This window comes from Lachnospira intestinalis, from assembly GCF_040095895.1.
Classification (GTDB): domain Bacteria; phylum Bacillota; class Clostridia; order Lachnospirales; family Lachnospiraceae; genus Lachnospira; species Lachnospira intestinalis.
In genome coordinates, this window is the sequence record NZ_JBBMFS010000007.1 from 63,110 (window position 1) to 82,080 (window position 18,971).

At 42.9% G+C, this 18,971-nt stretch carries 17 protein-coding genes; all 17 read right to left on the bottom strand.

Translation table 11 applies throughout. The features are described from left to right. Positions 1 to 107: 107 nt before the first annotated feature. Positions 108 to 1,052 carry a ParB/RepB/Spo0J family partition protein gene (locus tag WMO37_RS09235; RefSeq protein WP_087212021.1) on the bottom strand — a complete coding sequence of 315 codons (945 nt, stop codon included), beginning with the start codon at positions 1,050 to 1,052 and terminating at the stop codon, positions 108 to 110. Beyond that, complete coding sequence (locus tag WMO37_RS09240; RefSeq protein ID WP_054754259.1) at positions 1,009 to 1,833, bottom strand: ParA family protein; 825 nt, start codon at positions 1,831 to 1,833, stop codon at positions 1,009 to 1,011. The genes WMO37_RS09235 and WMO37_RS09240 overlap by 44 nt, the downstream gene beginning before the upstream one ends. Positions 1,834 to 2,368: 535 nt before the next feature. After that, the gene (locus WMO37_RS09245) at positions 2,369 to 2,548 is read right to left on the bottom strand and encodes a hypothetical protein (protein WP_002594660.1); all 180 of its coding nucleotides are present in this window, start codon (positions 2,546 to 2,548) and stop codon (positions 2,369 to 2,371) included. After that, the gene (locus tag WMO37_RS09250; RefSeq protein ID WP_349154856.1) at positions 2,545 to 3,930 is read right to left on the bottom strand and encodes a zinc-ribbon domain-containing protein; all 1,386 of its coding nucleotides are present in this window, start codon (positions 3,928 to 3,930) and stop codon (positions 2,545 to 2,547) included. Before WMO37_RS09250 ends, WMO37_RS09245 begins: the two co-directional genes overlap by 4 nt. Positions 3,931 to 4,101: 171 nt before the next feature. Then, entirely contained in the window at positions 4,102 to 4,554 is a 453-nt protein-coding gene (locus tag WMO37_RS09255; RefSeq protein WP_147585470.1) for a VOC family protein, read from the bottom strand. A 224-nt stretch (positions 4,555 to 4,778) separates the two neighbouring features. Next, positions 4,779 to 6,695, bottom strand: a complete 1,917-nt coding sequence (lysS, locus tag WMO37_RS09260; protein ID WP_436970281.1) for a lysine--tRNA ligase — start codon at positions 6,693 to 6,695, stop codon at positions 4,779 to 4,781. Positions 6,696 to 6,738: 43 nt separating this feature from the next. Then, positions 6,739 to 7,215 carry a transcription elongation factor GreA gene (greA, locus tag WMO37_RS09265; RefSeq protein WP_022431946.1) on the bottom strand — a complete coding sequence of 159 codons (477 nt, stop codon included), beginning with the start codon at positions 7,213 to 7,215 and terminating at the stop codon, positions 6,739 to 6,741. Positions 7,216 to 7,309: 94 nt separating this feature from the next. Next, positions 7,310 to 8,281, bottom strand: a complete 972-nt coding sequence (dusB, locus tag WMO37_RS09270) for a tRNA dihydrouridine synthase DusB (RefSeq protein WP_022431947.1) — start codon at positions 8,279 to 8,281, stop codon at positions 7,310 to 7,312. 17 nt (positions 8,282 to 8,298) lie between these two features. After that, positions 8,299 to 8,622 carry a DUF6145 family protein gene (locus WMO37_RS09275; RefSeq protein ID WP_227090126.1) on the bottom strand — a complete coding sequence of 108 codons (324 nt, stop codon included), beginning with the start codon at positions 8,620 to 8,622 and terminating at the stop codon, positions 8,299 to 8,301. Beyond that, entirely contained in the window at positions 8,615 to 9,610 is a 996-nt protein-coding gene (locus WMO37_RS09280) for a biotin--[acetyl-CoA-carboxylase] ligase (RefSeq protein WP_349154858.1), read from the bottom strand. The genes WMO37_RS09275 and WMO37_RS09280 overlap by 8 nt, the downstream gene beginning before the upstream one ends. A gap of 118 nt (positions 9,611 to 9,728) precedes the next feature. Then, a complete protein-coding gene (locus WMO37_RS09285; RefSeq protein WP_022431950.1) occupies positions 9,729 to 10,013 on the bottom strand; it encodes a DUF6637 family protein in 285 nt (94 codons plus the stop codon). A 25-nt stretch (positions 10,014 to 10,038) separates the two neighbouring features. Continuing rightward, on the bottom strand, positions 10,039 to 11,031 hold the full coding sequence (gene argF, locus WMO37_RS09290) for an ornithine carbamoyltransferase (RefSeq protein WP_022431951.1): 993 nt from the start codon (positions 11,029 to 11,031) through the stop codon (positions 10,039 to 10,041). A gap of 42 nt (positions 11,032 to 11,073) precedes the next feature. Next, a complete protein-coding gene (locus tag WMO37_RS09295) occupies positions 11,074 to 11,847 on the bottom strand; it encodes a PocR ligand-binding domain-containing protein (RefSeq protein ID WP_349154859.1) in 774 nt (257 codons plus the stop codon). Positions 11,848 to 12,056: 209 nt separating this feature from the next. Beyond that, positions 12,057 to 13,064, bottom strand: coding sequence for a cell wall hydrolase (locus WMO37_RS09300; RefSeq protein ID WP_227090070.1), 1,008 nt, complete (start codon positions 13,062 to 13,064; stop codon positions 12,057 to 12,059). 394 nt (positions 13,065 to 13,458) lie between these two features. After that, a complete protein-coding gene (locus WMO37_RS09305) occupies positions 13,459 to 14,244 on the bottom strand; it encodes a TrmH family RNA methyltransferase (RefSeq protein ID WP_227090069.1) in 786 nt (261 codons plus the stop codon). 21 nt (positions 14,245 to 14,265) lie between these two features. Further along, positions 14,266 to 15,240, bottom strand: a complete 975-nt coding sequence (gene pfkA, locus WMO37_RS09310; protein WP_022431955.1) for a 6-phosphofructokinase — start codon at positions 15,238 to 15,240, stop codon at positions 14,266 to 14,268. A gap of 121 nt (positions 15,241 to 15,361) precedes the next feature. Continuing rightward, positions 15,362 to 18,835 carry a DNA polymerase III subunit alpha gene (locus WMO37_RS09315; RefSeq protein WP_349154860.1) on the bottom strand — a complete coding sequence of 1,158 codons (3,474 nt, stop codon included), beginning with the start codon at positions 18,833 to 18,835 and terminating at the stop codon, positions 15,362 to 15,364. Between the last annotated feature and the right edge of the window lie 136 nt (positions 18,836 to 18,971).

Below are 18,971 nucleotides of genomic sequence, written 5' to 3' on the forward strand. Positions count from 1 at the left end.
ATATACTTTGAGATAGTTATATTCAAGTGAGATAATATATATCATTTTCGGTAGGTAGAAGTATAACTAAGGGGTTAGAGTGTGAGAAAGGGGAACTGTAACTCAGGCTATCTGCTGTCACGTTCTGCACGATTACGCAAAAACTTGTTGTAATGCTCCAATGCTTTGCAGACAAAATCCTCCGTCTGACTGACGGGAATGTTTTTCGGGATAAGCTGTCTTACTCTGTCGCCCCTCAACACGATTTTTTCCTTTTGGTTCGGCTTTTCCTCAGACATAACAGCGTGGATTGCTTCGGTTGTAAGGTTGCCCTCGTTGAATAACTTTCGCATACGGATTGTCTGGTCGTGTGACGGGGTTGCGTCATTTAGGTCGATTTCGTCAACCACATCACGCTGGCAATCTTCATCAAGATAAGAAAGTTCCACGGCAGGACGCATTTTAATACGCCCCTCATCAACAAATTCAAGCAATTCAGGAACAAGGTTTGTCAGACGAACATATCGGTAAATTTGATTTTTGCTTTCGCCCGTCTTATCAGCAAGTTCATCGCTTGACTTTGCAAACTCTAAATTGTTCCCCACTGGGGAATTATTTTTTGCTGGTCTGCCTGCTTGTCTTTTCATTGCTTCCAAACGCATTTTATAGGCAAAGGCTTTTTCACTTGGCAATATCTCTGACCTCTGGAAATTACTCTCAACCATTAAAATGGTCGCTTCATCTCTGTTCAGGTCTACAATCTCACTTCTCAGTGTTTCAAATCCTGCCAGTTCACAAGCTCGCTTTCGTCTGTGTCCTGAAACAAGTTCGTATCTGCCGTCCTCTTTCTGCCTTACCGTTGCCGGAGTAATCACTCCTCTTTCCTTGACACTCTCCACAAGCTGCATCATATCTTCATCGTCCCTGACCTTAAACGGGTGGTCGGGGAAATCATCAATTAGCTCCAATGGAATATCTCGGATTTTTGAAAGCTGTTCTTCATCTCTCTGTGCCTGCGTGGTAAATAAATCATCGAGCTTCGTGAGAGTGAAGTCGCTCTTTCTTCCTGCCATCGGCTAACACCTCCTTTGTAAATTCAGCGTATGCCTTAGACACTGTGCTGTTTGGCTCATAAGCATAAATGCTCTTGCCTTTGGAAGAAGTTTCAGCGGCTTTTACGGCAATCGGGATTTGTGTTCGATACATTCTTATCTGATTACCGAAGTTTGCCCTGAGTGCTTCCACCGTACTCTTTGCAAGGTTTGTTCGGCTATCCACCAAAGTAAGCAGCATACCGTCTATCTTAATATCCGGATTGATATACTTCTTTACTTTTGAAATGGTCTGCACAAGCTGTGTCATCCCCTTTGCAGGCAAATACTGAGCCTGAACCGGAATGATAACACTGTCTGCCGCCGATAAAGCATTGAGCGTAACCATACCAAGTGAAGGCATACAGTCTATAATTACATAATCATATCTGTTCTTCACTTGACTCAGATAATTCTTGAGTGTAGTTTCTCTGCTCATTGCGTTTACAAGGTTAAATTCCATTGCTGAAAGCTCAAGGTTTGCCGGAACAAGGTCAACACCTTCTTCGTGGTGCAGGATACCAACCATAGGGTCTGTCATCGTTTCATTGATTACATCTGTGAGTTTCGTTGCAAGCGTGATACCCAAGCCGTCTGTATCCTGCCAACCAAGACAAGTCGTTAAATCGCCCTGCGGGTCTGCGTCTATGAGCAATACTTTCTTGCCCTGCATTGCAAGCCCGACTCCAAGATTAACTGTTGTGGTGGTTTTTCCGACTCCGCCTTTCTGGTTACATACGGAAATCGTTTTGCAGTTTGACACTTCTTTTTGCCCTCCTTTCTGAAAATTCATAGCCACCGCATTATGGCTATGTACCTGACCGACTCATTTCCTAATCGGTCATAGCAATATTTGTTCTCAACACCCCTTGCCAAGCAAAATGCTTATGGGAAGTCACTAAGGAACAGACTGCTTATCTGTATCATAGGATTCTAACCTCTGCCGGGTACTCCGCCAGCTCCGTAGAGAAGTATCATTATCATTCTGACTGTCATCGCCATATCAGGAGCAACCTGATACTCATAACCGGAGTTCTCGCTATTCTGAAATACAGAAATCACGGCGTACCTGCTAAAGTGGCTATCATCAGAAATAAAGTCTTAGTGAATGACTTATTCAATTTTCAAGCGAAAAGGCTTCCGTTTTTGCTATCCGGAATGAACCCCTTCACTCATTTGGACAAAGGGGTATGAAATGCACACCCAAAATCTCCGCTTTTCCAAAAATATTTCAAAAAAATTTTTGGAAATTAAAAAAGCCGTCTGCTCCGGTTAGGAAACAGACGGCAAAACACGTTCTAAATGTATTCAATTTTCAATTTCTTTTTCTTTGCTTCCAGCACTTTGCAGAGGACATCATCTACTGCATCGGTGTATCGTCCCTGAGCTGCTAAATTGTTCTTCAGTTCAATGAGCGATTGTATCACTCGGCTTCGTTCTTCTTCATTTAAGTATAGATGATAGGTTTTCTCTCTCATTGGCTGTCCCTCCATCTTTCAAATGTATTTTTGATTATCTCCACATCTTCCTCTGTATCAGAAGAAATAAATATATGTACGTTCTGAAAAGCTCTTTTTAAGCTGTCGGCATAATCCAGTTCAGTGCCTTTCATCGGCAGTTTAATCAGTCTTATTCCTCGTTGCTCACACATATATGCTTTCATTATTTCTATATTCTCGTCAGCACTTCCTGACTCAATAGCCAACTTTTCTGAAGGTATGTATGTTTCAAGCGGAACTCCAAGCAATCGGTCAGAACCAAGTTCTGCTTTCAAGCCTTTCTTATTAGAATAATAGCTGACAGCCAAAGCAGGAAATAGAGATAAATATTCTTGCTCACAAATTCGGCAGCCTTTATTCAATATCGTCCTTTCATTTATCTTCATACTCCATGAATGACCGTGCCTGCATTTCCACCACGCTCTCTTTGCTGAAGTTCGTGATACCTCTGTCGGCTTCAATTTATTCTGCTCATAATCCCATTCACTGAGAAGCTGACTGTCCGTTGTCGCCAAATCATTATATCCGGCAAGGACTTCTCTCTCTGCACAAACGGGGCATACCGTACCTTTCACACGGGCATTGACAACGGATTTCCACTCATTACCGCATTTTCTGCACTTCCACCAGACGTTTTTCCTCGACTTTGCATTTACTTCATCAGGTTTCAAAGGCAAGTTCTTCTCCGACCACTCCGAAGCAATTTCAGGGTGTGTTGTCTGCAAATCGTTAAACCCTTTCGAGAATATGTACCCACTGCAATACGGGCATTTACTCCCACCGGAACGGGTAGAAATAAGGGTGTTCCACTCTCTGCCGCAATCCTTACACCTCCACCAAGCCTTACGATTGGCAAAGACCGTAACCTGAGTTGAAAGTAACGGATAATTTCTGTCCGACCACTCGGCTGCTACATCCGGCAGAAGCGTTGCAAGGTCATTAAATCCTGCCAACACTTTATTGTGGGAGCAATACGGGCAACCTGTTTTATTTATTGTCCTGCTCTTAATGGCAGCTTCCCACTCGTGTCCTTTCTCACATCTCCAAATCACTTTCTTATGAGAACCAATAGAAACCTCTGTCGGTTTTATCTTATTCTTTTTCGACCACTGTTTCACCAGTAATGGCTCTAATGTCGTCAAATCGTTAATACCTGCAATCACTCTCGCACCGGAACATATCGGGCATTTTTCTCCATTGGAACGAGCCTTAACGCTTGTCTGCCATTCGTGACCGCAAGTACCTTTCCACCATACTTTTTTATTTGAGCCGAAGGTAATATTATCAGGTGTAAGCGGTAAATTCTTCTCCGACCACTCCGAAACAAGTTCCGGGCGTACTTCTGCTAAACTGTTATTCATAGCCAAACCTCAACCTCCTTGTGCTTAGAGTATATGAAGTTTTAGCTTTATCTTGTAGTTTGCGAATATCTGTATAAATAGAAAAAGCCCTTTGAGAAAAGGATTTCTCCTCTCTCAAAGGACAACCTGACAAACAGAAAGTTGCCGCTTTCCTGTACTTACCATTTTTCATTAAAGCGGCTGCATCATCTCAAGAATGATTCCATCCGGGTCTCTGAAATAAAACGCTCTGCTTTCCCCAAATCCATCTGCTCTAAAATCGAAATACTGCGGTTCAGACAAGCACTCCACATTATTATCTACGAGATGTTTGTAAGCAGAATCAATATCATTTGTGTAGAAACATACTTCCGAGATGGATGTTGTAAACAAATCAGAGGGAACTTTCTTTACTTCGTTGTTTACAAACTGAATCAGCTCAACTGGCGGTGCTTCAACAACCTTGGAGCCATTCAAATAAGCGACCCTTGCTTTGCAATTTACTCTACGAAACATTTTATCTGTTTCTTCGCCTTCCATAAAAATCTCTCCTTGAAACTCAAGCCCAAGGACATCTCTGTAGAATGCAATTGAGCGTTCCAAATCAGAAACCGTTAGTCCTACATGATAAATTCTTCCAACCATATATATTCCTCCTGTAAATTTCGATATGTATTTTTGTTTGTTTTAAAAATGGGCAATCCCGATTGGAATTGCCCACTCATTGCACTAATTATGCGATTTTCTCTTGTTTGCACCGATTTCTGCATCAATTGATGTAAGTTTGATGTAAATCGCTGTTTTTTCAGTTTTTTATCAAATGAAGTACGTCCCGTCTATTCGGTAAAACGGTACATCTTTACATCATCTTAATAGAGCTTTGCACCTGCCGGAATGTGGTCATCTACCATCAGAAGATGAAGCTTTTCTTCGCCTTCTTCTTCATGAATAGCACTGAGGAGCATACCGCAAGAGTCAATGCCCATCATAGCTCTCGGTGGAAGATTTGTGATAGCGATAAGCGTCTTTCCAACCAGTTCTTCAGGCTCATAATAAGCGTGAATACCGCTTAAAATGGTTCTGTCTGTGCCTGTTCCGTCATCAAGAGTAAACTGTAACAGTTTCTTTGACTTCGGTACTGCAACACACTCTTTAACCTTTACTGCACGGAAATCTGACTTACTGAATGTATCAAAATCAACAAATTCCTCAAATAAAGGCTCTACCTTTACCTTAGAAAAATCAATCTTTTCAGACTCAGTTTTTACATTTTTTTCAGGTGCTTCAGAAGCTGTATTATTTACATCATTTTTCTTATTTACACCATCTAAGGACTTCATTGTCGGGAACAATAAAACATCTCTGATTGCTGCGGAATCTGTCAGCAGCATAACCATTCTGTCGATACCGAATCCGATACCACCCGTTGGCGGCATACCGTATGCCAGCGCATTTAAGAAGTCTTCATCTGTGTGGTTGGCTTCGTCATCACCGGCTGCTGCCAGCGCATCCTGTGCCGCAAAACGTTCTCTCTGGTCAATCGGGTCATTTAATTCAGAGTACGCATTTGCCATTTCCCAGCCGTTCATAAACAGCTCGAAACGTTCTGTATATTCCGGTGCGTCCGGCTTCTTCTTTGTCAGCGGAGAAATATCTACTGGGTGATCCATAACAAATGTCGGCTGAATCAGATGTTCTTCTACATATTCTTCAAAGAATAAATTTAAGATGTCACCCTTCTTATGTCTTTCCTCAAATTCAATATTGTGTTCCTTTGCAACAGCTCTTGCTTCTTCAAGTGTTTCAATCTTTGAGAAATCCACATTTGCATATTTCTTAACAGCATCAACCATTGTAATCTTCTCAAACGGCTTTGAAAAATCGATTTCGATATCACCGTATTTTACAACCGGTGAACCGTTTACCTTTTCACATACTGTACGGTACATGGTTTCTGCAAGTTCCATCATGCCGTTGTAATCGGTATATGCCTGATACAGTTCCATTAATGTAAATTCAGGATTGTGTCTGGTGTCCACACCTTCATTACGGAATACTCTGCCGATCTCGTAAACACGTTCCATGCCGCCGACAATCAGTCGCTTTAAGTATAATTCCAGTGAAATACGAAGCTTTACATCTTCGTCCAGTGCATTGTAATGTGTTTCAAATGGTCTGGCAGCCGCGCCGCCTGCATTGGAAACGAGCATTGGTGTTTCTACTTCCATGAAGTTTCTGCCATCAAGGAAGTTACGGATTTCCTTGATAATCTGTGAACGCTTCATAAATGTTGTTCTGACTTCCGGATTTACAATTAAATCCACGTATCTTTGTCTGTAACGCACTTCTGTATCTGTTAAGCCATGGAACTTTTCCGGAAGCACCTGTAAGCTCTTTGTTAAAAGTGTGATTTCAGATACATGAACAGACATTTCACCCTTCTGTGTTCTGAAAACTTCACCCTTTACGCCGACAATATCGCCGATGTCAAATTTCTTAAAACGTGCATACGATTCTTCTCCGACAGAATCTCTTGCTACATATAACTGAATGTTGCCCTTTAAATCTGCCACATTGCAGAAAGAGGCTTTACCCATGACACGCTTTGCCATTAATCGTCCTGCAATGGATACTTCCTTGCCTTCAAAATCTTCAAAATGTTCTTTAATATCCTGTGTATGGTTTGTCACATCGTACTTTGTAATCTCGAATGGGTCTCTGCCTTCTTCCTGCAAAGTCTTTAACTTATCCATACGGTTCTTAATCTGTTCATTGACATCAGGCATCTGTGTATTATTCTTCTCCGCCACTGTTCTTTCTCCTTATCGACTATTCATTTATAATTTCTACAATCTTATACTCGATTTCGCCTGCCGGTGCTTCTACCTTTACGATTTCTCCAACCTTCTTGCCGATGAGAGCGGCACCGAGCGGTGATTCGTTGGAAATCTTATTGTTTAAGCTGTCTGCTTCGGAAGAACCGACGATAACATACTCAATATCTTCATCATATTCGATGTCATGCAGCTTTACAACACTTTCCATTTTAACACGGTCTGTACTCTTATCATTGTCCTGAATGATTTCTGCATTGCTTAAAATTGCTTCAAGCTCTGTAATCTGTGTTTCAATATCTCTCTGTTCGTCCTTGGCTGCATCGTATTCTGCATTTTCAGATAAATCGCCCTGCTCTCTTGCTTCCTTTAACTTCTGGGCAACTTCCTTTCTTCTGACAACCTTTAAGTTCTCCAGTAATGCAACACGTTCTTCGTAACCTTTCTTTGTAAGAAACTGTTTCTCTGCCATTTTCATCTATCCCTTTCTACATTTATAACATTTTAAAACTAGTCATAATATTATAGCCTAATCATATTCATCTGTCAATCAGCTGTATCAAACTTCACTTTGTTTCATCAGCCCCGTGTACCATATCCACCAGTTGTTCCAGTTCTTCAAAATGCTCCACCTGATTGACCCTGCCGCGCAGTGCCGCAGAATGTTTCATGCCTGCCGTGTACCATGCAAAATGCTTGCGCATTTCACGGATTCCGGTGTATTCGCCCTTTGCTTCAATGAGCATTTTGGCATGGCGCAGTATCATATCACAGATTTCTTTTGTTGTCGGCGGTGCAAGCACCGTCTTATCTTTTAAATAGCGGCTCACCTGTGAAAATATCCATGGGTTGCCTCTCGCACCGCGTCCAATCATCACGGCATCACAGCCGGTTTCTTCAAACATCCGGATAGCGTCCTGTCCCGTTAAAATGTCACCGTTTCCGATCACCGGAATTTTAACCGTTTCTTTAACCCTGCGGATAACGTCCCAGTCTGCCTTTCCCGAATAATACTGTTCTCTTGTACGCCCGTGTACGGCAACTGCCGCCCCGCCGGACTCCTCAATCACATGGGCAATTTCCGGTGCATTAATGCTTTCATCGTTAAAGCCCGCACGAATTTTAACCGTTACCGGTTTTTGAACGGCTTTTGCCATGGCTTCTACGATTTTTCCGACCAGCACCGGATTTTTCATCAGTGCCGAGCCTTCACCGTTATTGACAACCTTTGGAACCGGGCATCCCATATTTACATCAATAATGTCAAACGGCCGTTCCTCTACACGCTTTGCAATCTCACCCATCACCTCCGGATCTGAGCCAAACAGCTGCAATGCAATCGGGTGTTCGTTCGGTGTTACCTGCATTAATGCTTCTGTATTTTTATTGCCGTATAAAATTGCCTTTGCGCTGACCATTTCCGTATACAAAAGACCGCAGTCCATTTCTTTGCATAACAGACGAAATGGCAGGTCTGTAACGCCTGCCATCGGTGCCAGTACAACAGGATTTTGTATTTCTACATTTCCTATAAACATTCACACTCTCCTATTCGTTATTCTCCAAGGAAAAACACCCGGTAAAACATTTCCATCGACTCTAACAAATCCCGCTTTTCATACTGTAATTTCTTAATCAGCATACCGCAGGCAATGTCATCATAGAGCAGGTCATTTTCATCGGCTTCAGTTTTAAATAACAGCGTGCCGTTTTCGTCAAATTCAAGTGTTAAAATGCCGCCGACTTCCTCGGTAAACAGCACACACATAATTTTTAATTCATTTTTAATATCCTCCGGAAGCTTGTCAAAGGCTTCGTTCAGATAAAACTTTTTCTCATACGCACTGGATGCGCAAAGCACTACATTTTCATTAAACATATCCATATAATCCTCTCACTGATACTTCTCCTGCCGATATGACCGCCTGTGTGCCGTCCTCTTTGGTCACAAGCAATTCCCCATGGCTGTCAATCCCCGCCGCAACACCGGTAAATTCTTCTTTTGCGTCACAAATCCGCACCTGCCTGCCCGCATTGATTAACAATTCATTATAATCCTGCACCAAACCGCTTAAATCGCCTGTATTTAAAAACTTCTGATAGTATTTTGTAAATTCTTCGGCAAACAGTGCTACAATGCGGCTTCGTTTGATATTCTTTCCTGTTTCGACAAAAAGAGACGAGGCAGTTTCTTTGATTTCGTCTGCAAATTCCGTTGTGTTGACATTGATTCCAATACCAATCACTACATAGTGGATACAGTCAAGCTCTGCACTCATCTCTGTTAAAATGCCGCAGACTTTCTTTTTATTGATAACGACGTCATTGGGCCACTTAATATGACATTCCACGTCTACGCCTGTTTCCGCAACTGCCCTGCGGATTGCCATAGTCACTGCCATCGCTGCAACGATTGTAAGCATGGAGGCATTGGCAGGATTAATCTGCGGACGTAACAGCAGTGTCATCCAGATTCCGCTTCCTGACGGAGACACCCATTGTCTGCCCCGCCTGCCCCTGCCGCCGGTCTGGCTTTCCGTAATATAAAGTGTGCCGTCTTTTGCTCCGTTTTCTGCATTTCTTTTGGCTTCATTGTTGGTGGAATCAATTTCCGGCGCATAGACCACTTTTTTTACCGTATCGTCGGGATTTAACTGGCTCTCAATTTCCTCTGCCGTTAAAATGTCCGGATATCCCGTAATCTTATAGCCCTTATTCTGCACCGCCTCAATCGTATAACCTTCTTCTTTTAACTGGTTGATTGCTTTCCATACGGCAGTTCTTGACACCCCCAGCTCATCACATAACATCTGACCGGAAACATATTCATTTGTTGTTCTTAACTGTCTTAATATCTTTGTTTTCATGAATCCCTGCTCCATTAGAATCTTTCATATAGCAGGGCTGCCGCACTAAGAATCTGTCTTTTCTCTCTTAGTACGGCAGCCCATTTTTACGGCTGATGCTTCTGCCGGTTCTTACATCTTACAATACTGCCAGTCCGACTGCTGCACTTACAATCAGCAGAATCACTGCGGCAATTATCAGAAATACTCCCGACAGCCTTTTTTTATTCATAAATGCTTTTATCCCGGATAAGCCGTTGATAAGCGCTCCTGCCAGGAAAACGATTGGAAATAAGATTCCGCTGTTACTGCGCAGAAACAGGATTAAGATAAATAAAATCATAATCACTGCCGTCAGTGCAATCGTTGCATAGTCAATCAGCATTTTAGATTTCCGGTATGCTCCACTCGTGGTATAATACATCTTCTGCTCCGTTTCTTTTTTTGAATTAATAAGCGCCCAGTGTTGCTGCCATTACCGCTTTAATGGTGTGCATTCTGTTTTCCGCTTCATCAAATACAACGGACTGCTCAGATTCAAATACTTCGTCCGTTACTTCCATTTCATCTAAGCCGAACTTGTCATGAATCTGCTTGCCAATCTTAGTCTTTAAATCATGGAAAGACGGCAGGCAGTGCATAAAGATTGCATCCGGTGCTGCATTTTCCATAACTTTCTTATTAATCTGGTACGGTAACAGTGCCTTGATTCGCTCTGCCCATACTTCGTCCGGTTCACCCATGGATACCCATACATCGGTATATAAAACTTCAGCGCCCTTTGTGCCTTCTTCTACGTCTTCTGTCAATGTAATTGAACCGCCGCTTCTCTTTGCCCATGCTTCACACTGTGCTACCAGCTCTTTATCCGGGAAATATTCTTTTGCCGTGCAGGCTGTGAAATGCAGTCCGAGCTTTGCACAGACAATCATCAGGGAATTACCCATGTTGTATCTTGCATCGCCCATATAAACGAACTTCACGCCCTTTAATCTGCCGAGCTTTTCACGGATTGTCAGCATATCCGCAAGCATCTGTGTCGGGTGGTATTCGTTAGTTAAACCGTTCCATACCGGTACAGATGAATATTTTGCCAGTTCTTCCACAATCGTCTGCTCAAATCCTCTGTACTCAATGCCTTCAAACATTGTACAAAGCACTCTTGCCGTATCTGCAATGCTTTCTTTCTTGCCAATCTGGGAACCCTGCGGGTCAAGGTAGGTCACGCCCATGCCTAAATCATGTGCTGCTACTTCAAAGGAACAGCGTGTTCTTGTACTTGTCTTTTCAAAAATGAGTGCTACATTTTTACCGCGCAGCGGCTGTTCTACAATGCCTTTCTTTTTCATATCCTTTAACTTTGCGGATAAATCAATCAAGTACAGAATTTCTTCCGGTGTAAAATCCTTTAATGTTAAAAAATCGCGTCCTGTTAAGTTCATGTGTCCTCCTATCCCCTGCCTGACGGCCGGGTTCTCATTTTCTTATTCATTCATTTTATGAACAACGGTATCAATTTCTCCGACAAGCTTATTGATATCTTTGTTAATATCATTGATAAAATCGGATAACTTTCCGACTTCTCCGGCAACCACCGCAAAGCCTCTGCCGTTCTCCCCGGCTCTTGCCGCTTCAATACTCGCATTTAACGCAAGAATCTTCTGCTTTCCGTGAACGGTATTTAGCTGTACCGTCTTTTCCTTAATCCTGTTGACCAACTCTTCGGCATCCTTTGCGCCTGTACCCAGCTTTCCAATAATCTGTTTATTGTGCTTTTCCATATATTGGGCATTAATATAGTTGTTTAAAACCTGCCCCAGCAGTTCTGCACTGGCACGGATTGCTTCTTCACTGCGTATTGTGACCTTATGTAATGCTGCAATATACCGGTCTTCATTGACACCAATTTCCCTTGCGACCGCACGGAACTTTTCATCGTCCGGTGTTTCGGACAATACCTGTCCGCCAATCACAGAGCCAACCACTTCGTCCCCGATTTTTAACTCGATACCGAAATCAATCAGTCCTGCATGACAGAAATATACGCCCTTGCCTTCCCTGTCGCACTTTTCGCATCGTCTGCACCCTTCCGGACTTTTTCTTGTCAAATCAATACAAAATTCCGTAAAATTATAACACTCGGAAATGTATCTGCCATCAGCACCTACAGCGACTGTCGCAAGTCCCGTAGCTTTCGCCCAGTTGGACATAATCTGTTCAAACTGCTCCATATCACAAAAATCTTTAATATTTATCATATGAATCACCTCACGCACATATCATATTTATTCATATTATATCAAAAAGCTGTAAATATTCAAGCACTGTTTTCCATGAAAATACAGGAGTTTGTATCTGAAAATTCCATCAATATAAAGAAAACGGTACTTCTGTAGAACTGTATTCATTATTTCTGAATACAGTATACAAAAATACCATTCCATAAAAACTACTATTATTTAAATGATTAATAGAAGCAATGGCTTCCGATAATCATATAACTGTCATAAGATGAATAATTTGCGATGGAAAGCGAACGGAAAAATGTATAATTTCCTACATTGTTCACACCGGATAAAGCTTCCTTTGCTGCCTGGATACATGCCTGGTTCGGACCGCTTGACAATCTGGCTGCAAATTTTGCGGATGGATTGCCGTTGCCGTCTGATACACCTGAAAACTGCTTTGGTGCATAAATTACTGATGTAATGGAGCTGCCCCACTTGCCGCTCTTTACACGATTTAAAACAACATTTGCAACTGCAAGCTTTCCTTCATAGCTTTCGCTTCCTGCTTCCCAGTCTATGATGCATGCCAGAAGCCACACTTCCTCGTCGGATGCATCCACAGAAGAACCGTATGTCGTGCCGACACTTGAAAGCGCCTGCTTTTTCTTGGCTGCTTCCTCCTCTGCTTTTCTTGCAGCTTCTTCTGCTGCAATCCGTTCTGCTTCTTCTCTCGCCTCTTTTTCTTCTGCTTCTTCGAGCGTATAACCGGCAACAAGCTCCTTGTCCTGTTCTTCACTCTCCTGCATTACTGCCTGGGCTTCCTGTCCGAAACATAACTGCGCATTTTTTACATAGCCTGTAACATTTCCGGAAGTAATCTTTGTCCATTCTGTACCTGTTTCATCCACATATACTAAAGAATAGTCATATAATCTTCCGACTGTTTCGGCATCTTCGTCAGCACCTGCTTTGACTTCAATATAAGAATCGGTTAAAGCAACGGCTTCTGCTGCGTAATCTTGCGCGCCTGCAAAATTGGTTTCATATACTGTTTCGTAACCTGCTGCAACAATATCGGATACCTTTTCTACGTAAGATACCTGAATATTTGATGTATTATTCTGTTCTGTACTTTGCTGCTGCTCATAGGTAGTTTGTGCGTCGGCTACTACTGGCACTACTGGCATAAGACACATCACCATTGCTACTCCAGCGTACTTCGCCGCTATGCTACTTCTAAGTTTCATAAAGTTTTTCCTTTCCGGTGTCCTTTCCGACACCTGACAAAATGTTACAGAATTGTTACATTTTGTTACGAAAGTATAATACCAAAGTTACACTTATTTGTCAAATTCGTTACAAAGCCGCATAGATTCTAGGGTTTCCGTTTATTCCCCGACAGTTTCATTGATTTTTTTATAAAAAATTTAATTTTACAAACCGCCTTTTTAGAAATCCGCCTGTCTTTTATCAAGATTTTGGCGCTGTCCATGAGGTCGTTTTAACCGCATAAGCGGTATACACCGCAAGTGCGCACTAAAAAAGGGACACAGATAACTATATCCATATCCCTTCAAAATTATTACAAATTTGTTAAAAAAAGTTACAATTCTTAATTACAACACGTTATAAATCCATTTTCTACCTGACCCCTGTCCGGCGCTGGCGGACTGCTTCAAATGTAAGAATCGTACAGGCTACTGCTGCATTAAAAGACTCGACCTGCCCCTGCATCGGAATCCTTACAAGTACATCTGCCGCATCAGACGAAGCTTTTGTCAATCCGTTGGCTTCGTTTCCTATCAGAAATGCACTGGAGCCGGTATAATCCGGATGTGTGTATTCACAGTTTCCATCCAGATGCGCCGCATAGAGCCGCACACCTGCCTGCTTTAAATCCGCAAGCTGCTGTGTAAAATCTTTTGCATAAAAGAACGGAACCCTATAGACAGAACCCATTGTGGAGCGGATAGTCTTTGGATTGTAAATATCCACGGTGTTCGGACTTAAAATCACGCCGGTCACGCCCGCACCCTCTGCCATTCGCACAATTGTTCCCAGATTTCCGGGGTCCTGTAAATTTTCAACAAGCAGAAGCAGCGGTTTATCTTTCATCATATCCTGCACCGTATATTGTGCCATTTTTACAATGGCAAGCGCACCCTGCGGTGTCTTGGTATCTGACATTTGCGCGAAAACGATGTCGCTGACAAGTTCTGTCTGTTCTTTTGCAAATTTGTTTAAAAACGATACATTTGCCGCTGCAAAACTTTCCGAAAAATAGACTTTCACCAGTCTGTCCTGCGGTACTTCCGACACCATTTTCATGCCTTCGACCACAAACTGTTTCGTTTCTTTTCTGGTTTTCGCCTTTTTTTGCAGGGAAACAACTGTTTTTACCTGACTGCTGCTTGTACTTGTAATCATAGTTTTTTGTATCCTTATCTGTTATTTTGAAAGCAATGCGCTGATATTAAACTCGTATTCGTCAATATCCTTTGTCATTGCCAGTGCTTCATCGATGTCAAAATCGACAAATTTACCGTCTTTATACGCTACCAGACGGTTACTCTTGCCTTCGCAGAGCAGATCCACCGCATATGCCCCCATTACAGAAGCATAGACTCTGTCCTTGCAGGTCGGTGAACCGCCTCGCTGCATGTAGCCTAAAATGGTTGCTCTTGTTTCAATGCCTGTGGCTGCCTCGATTCTTCTTGCCATGCCGGTAGAATGTCCGATACCTTCTGCATTAATAATCAGATGATGCTTCTTTCCGCGCTTTCTTGCTTCTATAATATGGTTAATTAATGCCTGTTCGTCATTGTCATAACGCTCCGGCAGTAAAATGTCTTCCGCACCGTTTGCGATGCCACACCACAACGCGATATAACCTGCATTTCTGCCCATAACCTCGATAATACTGCAACGCTCATGGGAAGTCGATGTATCACGGATTTTGTCGATGGCTTCCATTGCCGTATTGATTGCCGTATCAAAACCAATTGTATAATCGGTACAGGCAATATCTAAATCAATTGTTCCCGGAAGTCCGATGGTGTTGACTCCGGCTTCCGCAAGCTTTTGTGCACCTCGGAATGAACCATCGCCGCCGATAACGACAATACCGTCAATCCCGTGCTTTTTGCAGACTTCTGCGCCTTTTTTCTGACCTTCCGGTGTCATAAATTCCATACATCTTGCCGTGTAAAGAATTGTACCGCCACGCTGGATGATATCGGCAACACTGCGCTTATCCATATCAATAATTTCTTCATTAATTAATCCATTGTATCCCTTCTGGATTCCTTTTACCTTCAGCCCCTTGTTAATTGCCGTTCTTACAACTGCTCTGATTGCCGCATTCATTCCCGGTGCATCACCGCCACTTGTCAAAATACCAATTGTTTTTATCTGTTTTGCCATAAGAACTTCCCCTTCCTTTCTCAATCATCTGTTATATTCCTGCTGTTTTCTATTGTATCTCATAAAAATGTGCATTTCAATATGAATATTCTATGATTTCTGTCAATTTTCCATATAATTTCTAGGTTGTTTCGACATTTTTTGTACCGAACACTTCCCGGAGCTGTGCAACCAGCCCGGCTTCTACTTTGACATTCATGGACGGCGGGAGCTGTTTTTTTAGCTTTTCCTCGGCACAGTAAATGATGACACTATCGTGTCCGTCTGACGGTGCGAGTATCTTTGTCAGTTCCTCCTGCTTTTCCTGATATTCTGCCATATTGGCAAAACGAATCCAGAGCTTCTGCGGCACACTGTCAAAGCTGACAATTTTTTCACAAATAAGTTTTCCATTCTCATCGGCATTGGCACTGACACGTCCCGTTACAAATACTTTATCGCTTGTATCAATGACACTGCGGTAGGTGTTAAAGCTCTGTGGAAAAACAAGTACTTCCACCGTGCCTACAAGGTCTTCAATCGTAAGAAATGCCATGAGCTGTCCGTTTTTGGTCGTTTTTACGGTTTTATCCATAATCATGCCGCCGATTGTAACCCGCGTATTGTCTTTTGCCTTTAATTCGCCGGTTTCCTCGTCCAGTTCAAAATCGGTCGTCATCGCAGAAATGTGCCGTTTCCACATCGCCGCGTATTCATCCAGCGGGTGTCCGCTGACGTAAACGCCCAGAATCTCCTTTTCAAATGCGAGCAGTTCTTCTTTATAATATTCCGCTACGTCCGGCATCTGCACTTCATAAGCCGTCTTTTCTTCCTCAGATACAAAATCAAACAGTGACATCTGACCGGATATGGCATCTTTACTCTGTTTTACGGCATTATCCAGTAATTGTGCATAAACAAACATCATCTGTCTGCGGTTATTGCCAAAGGTGTCAAATGCCCCCGATTTTATGAGATTTTCAATGGTACGCTTATTTAATTCGGAAAACATCCTCGTGATAAAGTCCTGCATGGTCGTAAACGGTGCATTTTTCCGTTCGTTAACAATGGCTGCAATTGTCGGTCTGCCAAGACTTTTGATTGCAGACAGACCAAATCGGATTGCACCGTTTTCAACGGAAAATCCACGCTCGGACTCATTCACATCGGGCGGTAACAGCCGGATATTCATCTGACGGCAGGCATAAATGTAACCTGCCACTTTTGCCGTATTATCGACTACGGAAGTCATCAGCGCCGCCATAAATTCTACCGGATAATGCGTCTTTAAATAAGCTGTCTGAAAGGATACCACCGCATAGCACGCCGCATGGGATTTGTTAAAGGCGTATTTTGCAAAATCAATCATTTCATCGTAAATTTTGCCGGCGATCTTTTCATCAATGCCGTTGTTGACACAGCCCGGCACATTTTCATCCGGATTGCCGTAAATAAAATTTTTCCGCTCTTTTTCCATAACGGAAGCTTTCTTTTTTGACATGGCACGGCGCACTAAATCGCTTCGTCCCCAGGAGTAGCCTGCAAGGTCACGTACAATCTGCATAACCTGTTCCTGATACACGATACAACCGTAAGTCGGCTTTAATATTGCCTCTAACTGCGGACAGTCATATGTAACCGCATCCGGGCTGTTCTTTCCTTTTATATACTGCGGAATAAAGTCCATCGGACCCGGCCGGTACAGTGAAATTCCGGCAATTAAATCTTCGATATTCTGCGGTTTTAATTCCTTCATGAACGACTTCATCCCCGCACTTTCAAGCTGGAAAATACCGTCACATTTTCCCGTACCGATTAAATCGTAAACCGCCTTATCGCTGTAATCAATCGCATCAATCGAAAATTCCGGTGTGTGCTTGCGGATAAGCTCCTCCGCATCATGGATTACCGTAAGGGTACGCAGTCCCAGAAAATCCATCTTGAGCAGTCCCAGTTCTTCCAGTGTTGTCATAACAAACTGGGCAACCACCGAACCATCCGAGCCGACTGACAGCGGTACATATTCATCAACCGCTTTCTGGCTGATTAAAACACCCGCCGCGTGCATGGAGGCATGGCGTGGCAGTCCTTCCAGACGTTTACTCTTATCAATTAAATCGCGCACCTGTTCATCGGACTCGTACGCTGCCCGCAAATCCGGATTCATTTTTAACGCTTTATCAATCGTAATCCCAATTTCGCGTGGCACCATTTTAGCAATGGAATCTACCATGGCATAGGGCAGGTCCAGTACACGGCCTACATCCTTGATAACGGCACGCGCTGCCATCGTACCGAATGTAACAATCTGCACCACACGGTCTTTTCCGTATTTATCCACAACATAATCAATGACCTCCTGCCGTCTTTCATAACAGAAATCGACATCGATATCGGGCATGGACACTCGTTCCGGATTTAAAAAACGTTCAAAAATCAGACTGTATTTTATCGGGTCAATATCGGTAATACCAAGGCAGTATGAAACCACACTGCCCGCCGCAGAACCTCGTCCCGGTCCTACCGGGATTCCGTTGACACGCGAATAATTGATGTAATCCCATACAATCAGGAAATAATCGACATATCCCATGGTCTGAATAACCGAAAGTTCATATTCCAGACGTTCTTTGATGTTGTAAATCCCCTGTGTGCTGTCAATCTCCCCGTCTGCGTTCATATCCGGGTAACGCTTTGCCAGTCCTTCATAGCATAAATGATTCAGATATGACCATGAATCATATCCTTCCGGCACTTCGTACTTTGGCACTTTTGTCACGCCAAACTCAATTTCCACATTACAGCGCTGTGCAATCTTGTACGTATTTTCAATTGCCTGCGGTGCATACGAAAACAGCTCTGCCATTTCTTCCGGCGACTTGCAGTAATACTGCCCGCCCTCGTATCTCATTCTGTTCTCGTCCGTTACCATCTTGCCGGTCTGGATACAGAGTAAAATGTCGTGTGCATCCGCATCTTCTGCATACGTATAGTGGATATCGTTTGTCGCAACCAGTTCAATATTTAATTCTTCCGACATACGGACTAACTGCTGATTGACATACTGCTGTGTGGAAATGCCGTGATCCTGCAATTCAAGAAAGAAATTGCCTTTTCCGAAAATGTTCTCATAGCGTTTTGCCGCTTCCATTCCCATCTCATACATATCACGCGCAAGATAGCGCTGCACTTCACCCGCAAGACATGCACTTAATGCGATAATGCCCTCGTGATACTCGGTCAGCACTTCATAGTCTACCCGCGGCTTATAATAAAATCCTTCTGTAAATCCCCTTGAAACAATCTTCATCAGATTCTGATAACCGGTATTATTTTCCGCAAGCAGTACCAGATGATAATAGCGGTCTTCAGATTCGCCCGGTGTCTTTTCAAATCTCGAACCTGGCGCTACGTAAACTTCACAACCAAGAATCGGCTTAATACCGGCTTCCTTCGCCGCTTTATAAAAATCAATGACACCATACATGACACCGTGGTCCGTAATCGCAAGGCTGTCCATTCCCAGCTCTTTTGCTCTCTTTGTAATCTCTCCGATTTTACTCGAACCATCCAGCAGTGAATATTCCGTATGGACATGTAAATGTGTAAAATTCATACTAATCCCCATTCCGCAGGCGATTTCTCTTCTGCCATCAAGGCAGCCTGCTCCAGCTTTTGTAATTTATTGTAGCATAAATCAAATAAAATGAGAACTTAAAAAACTATAACACAGACTGACAATCTGCCATAAA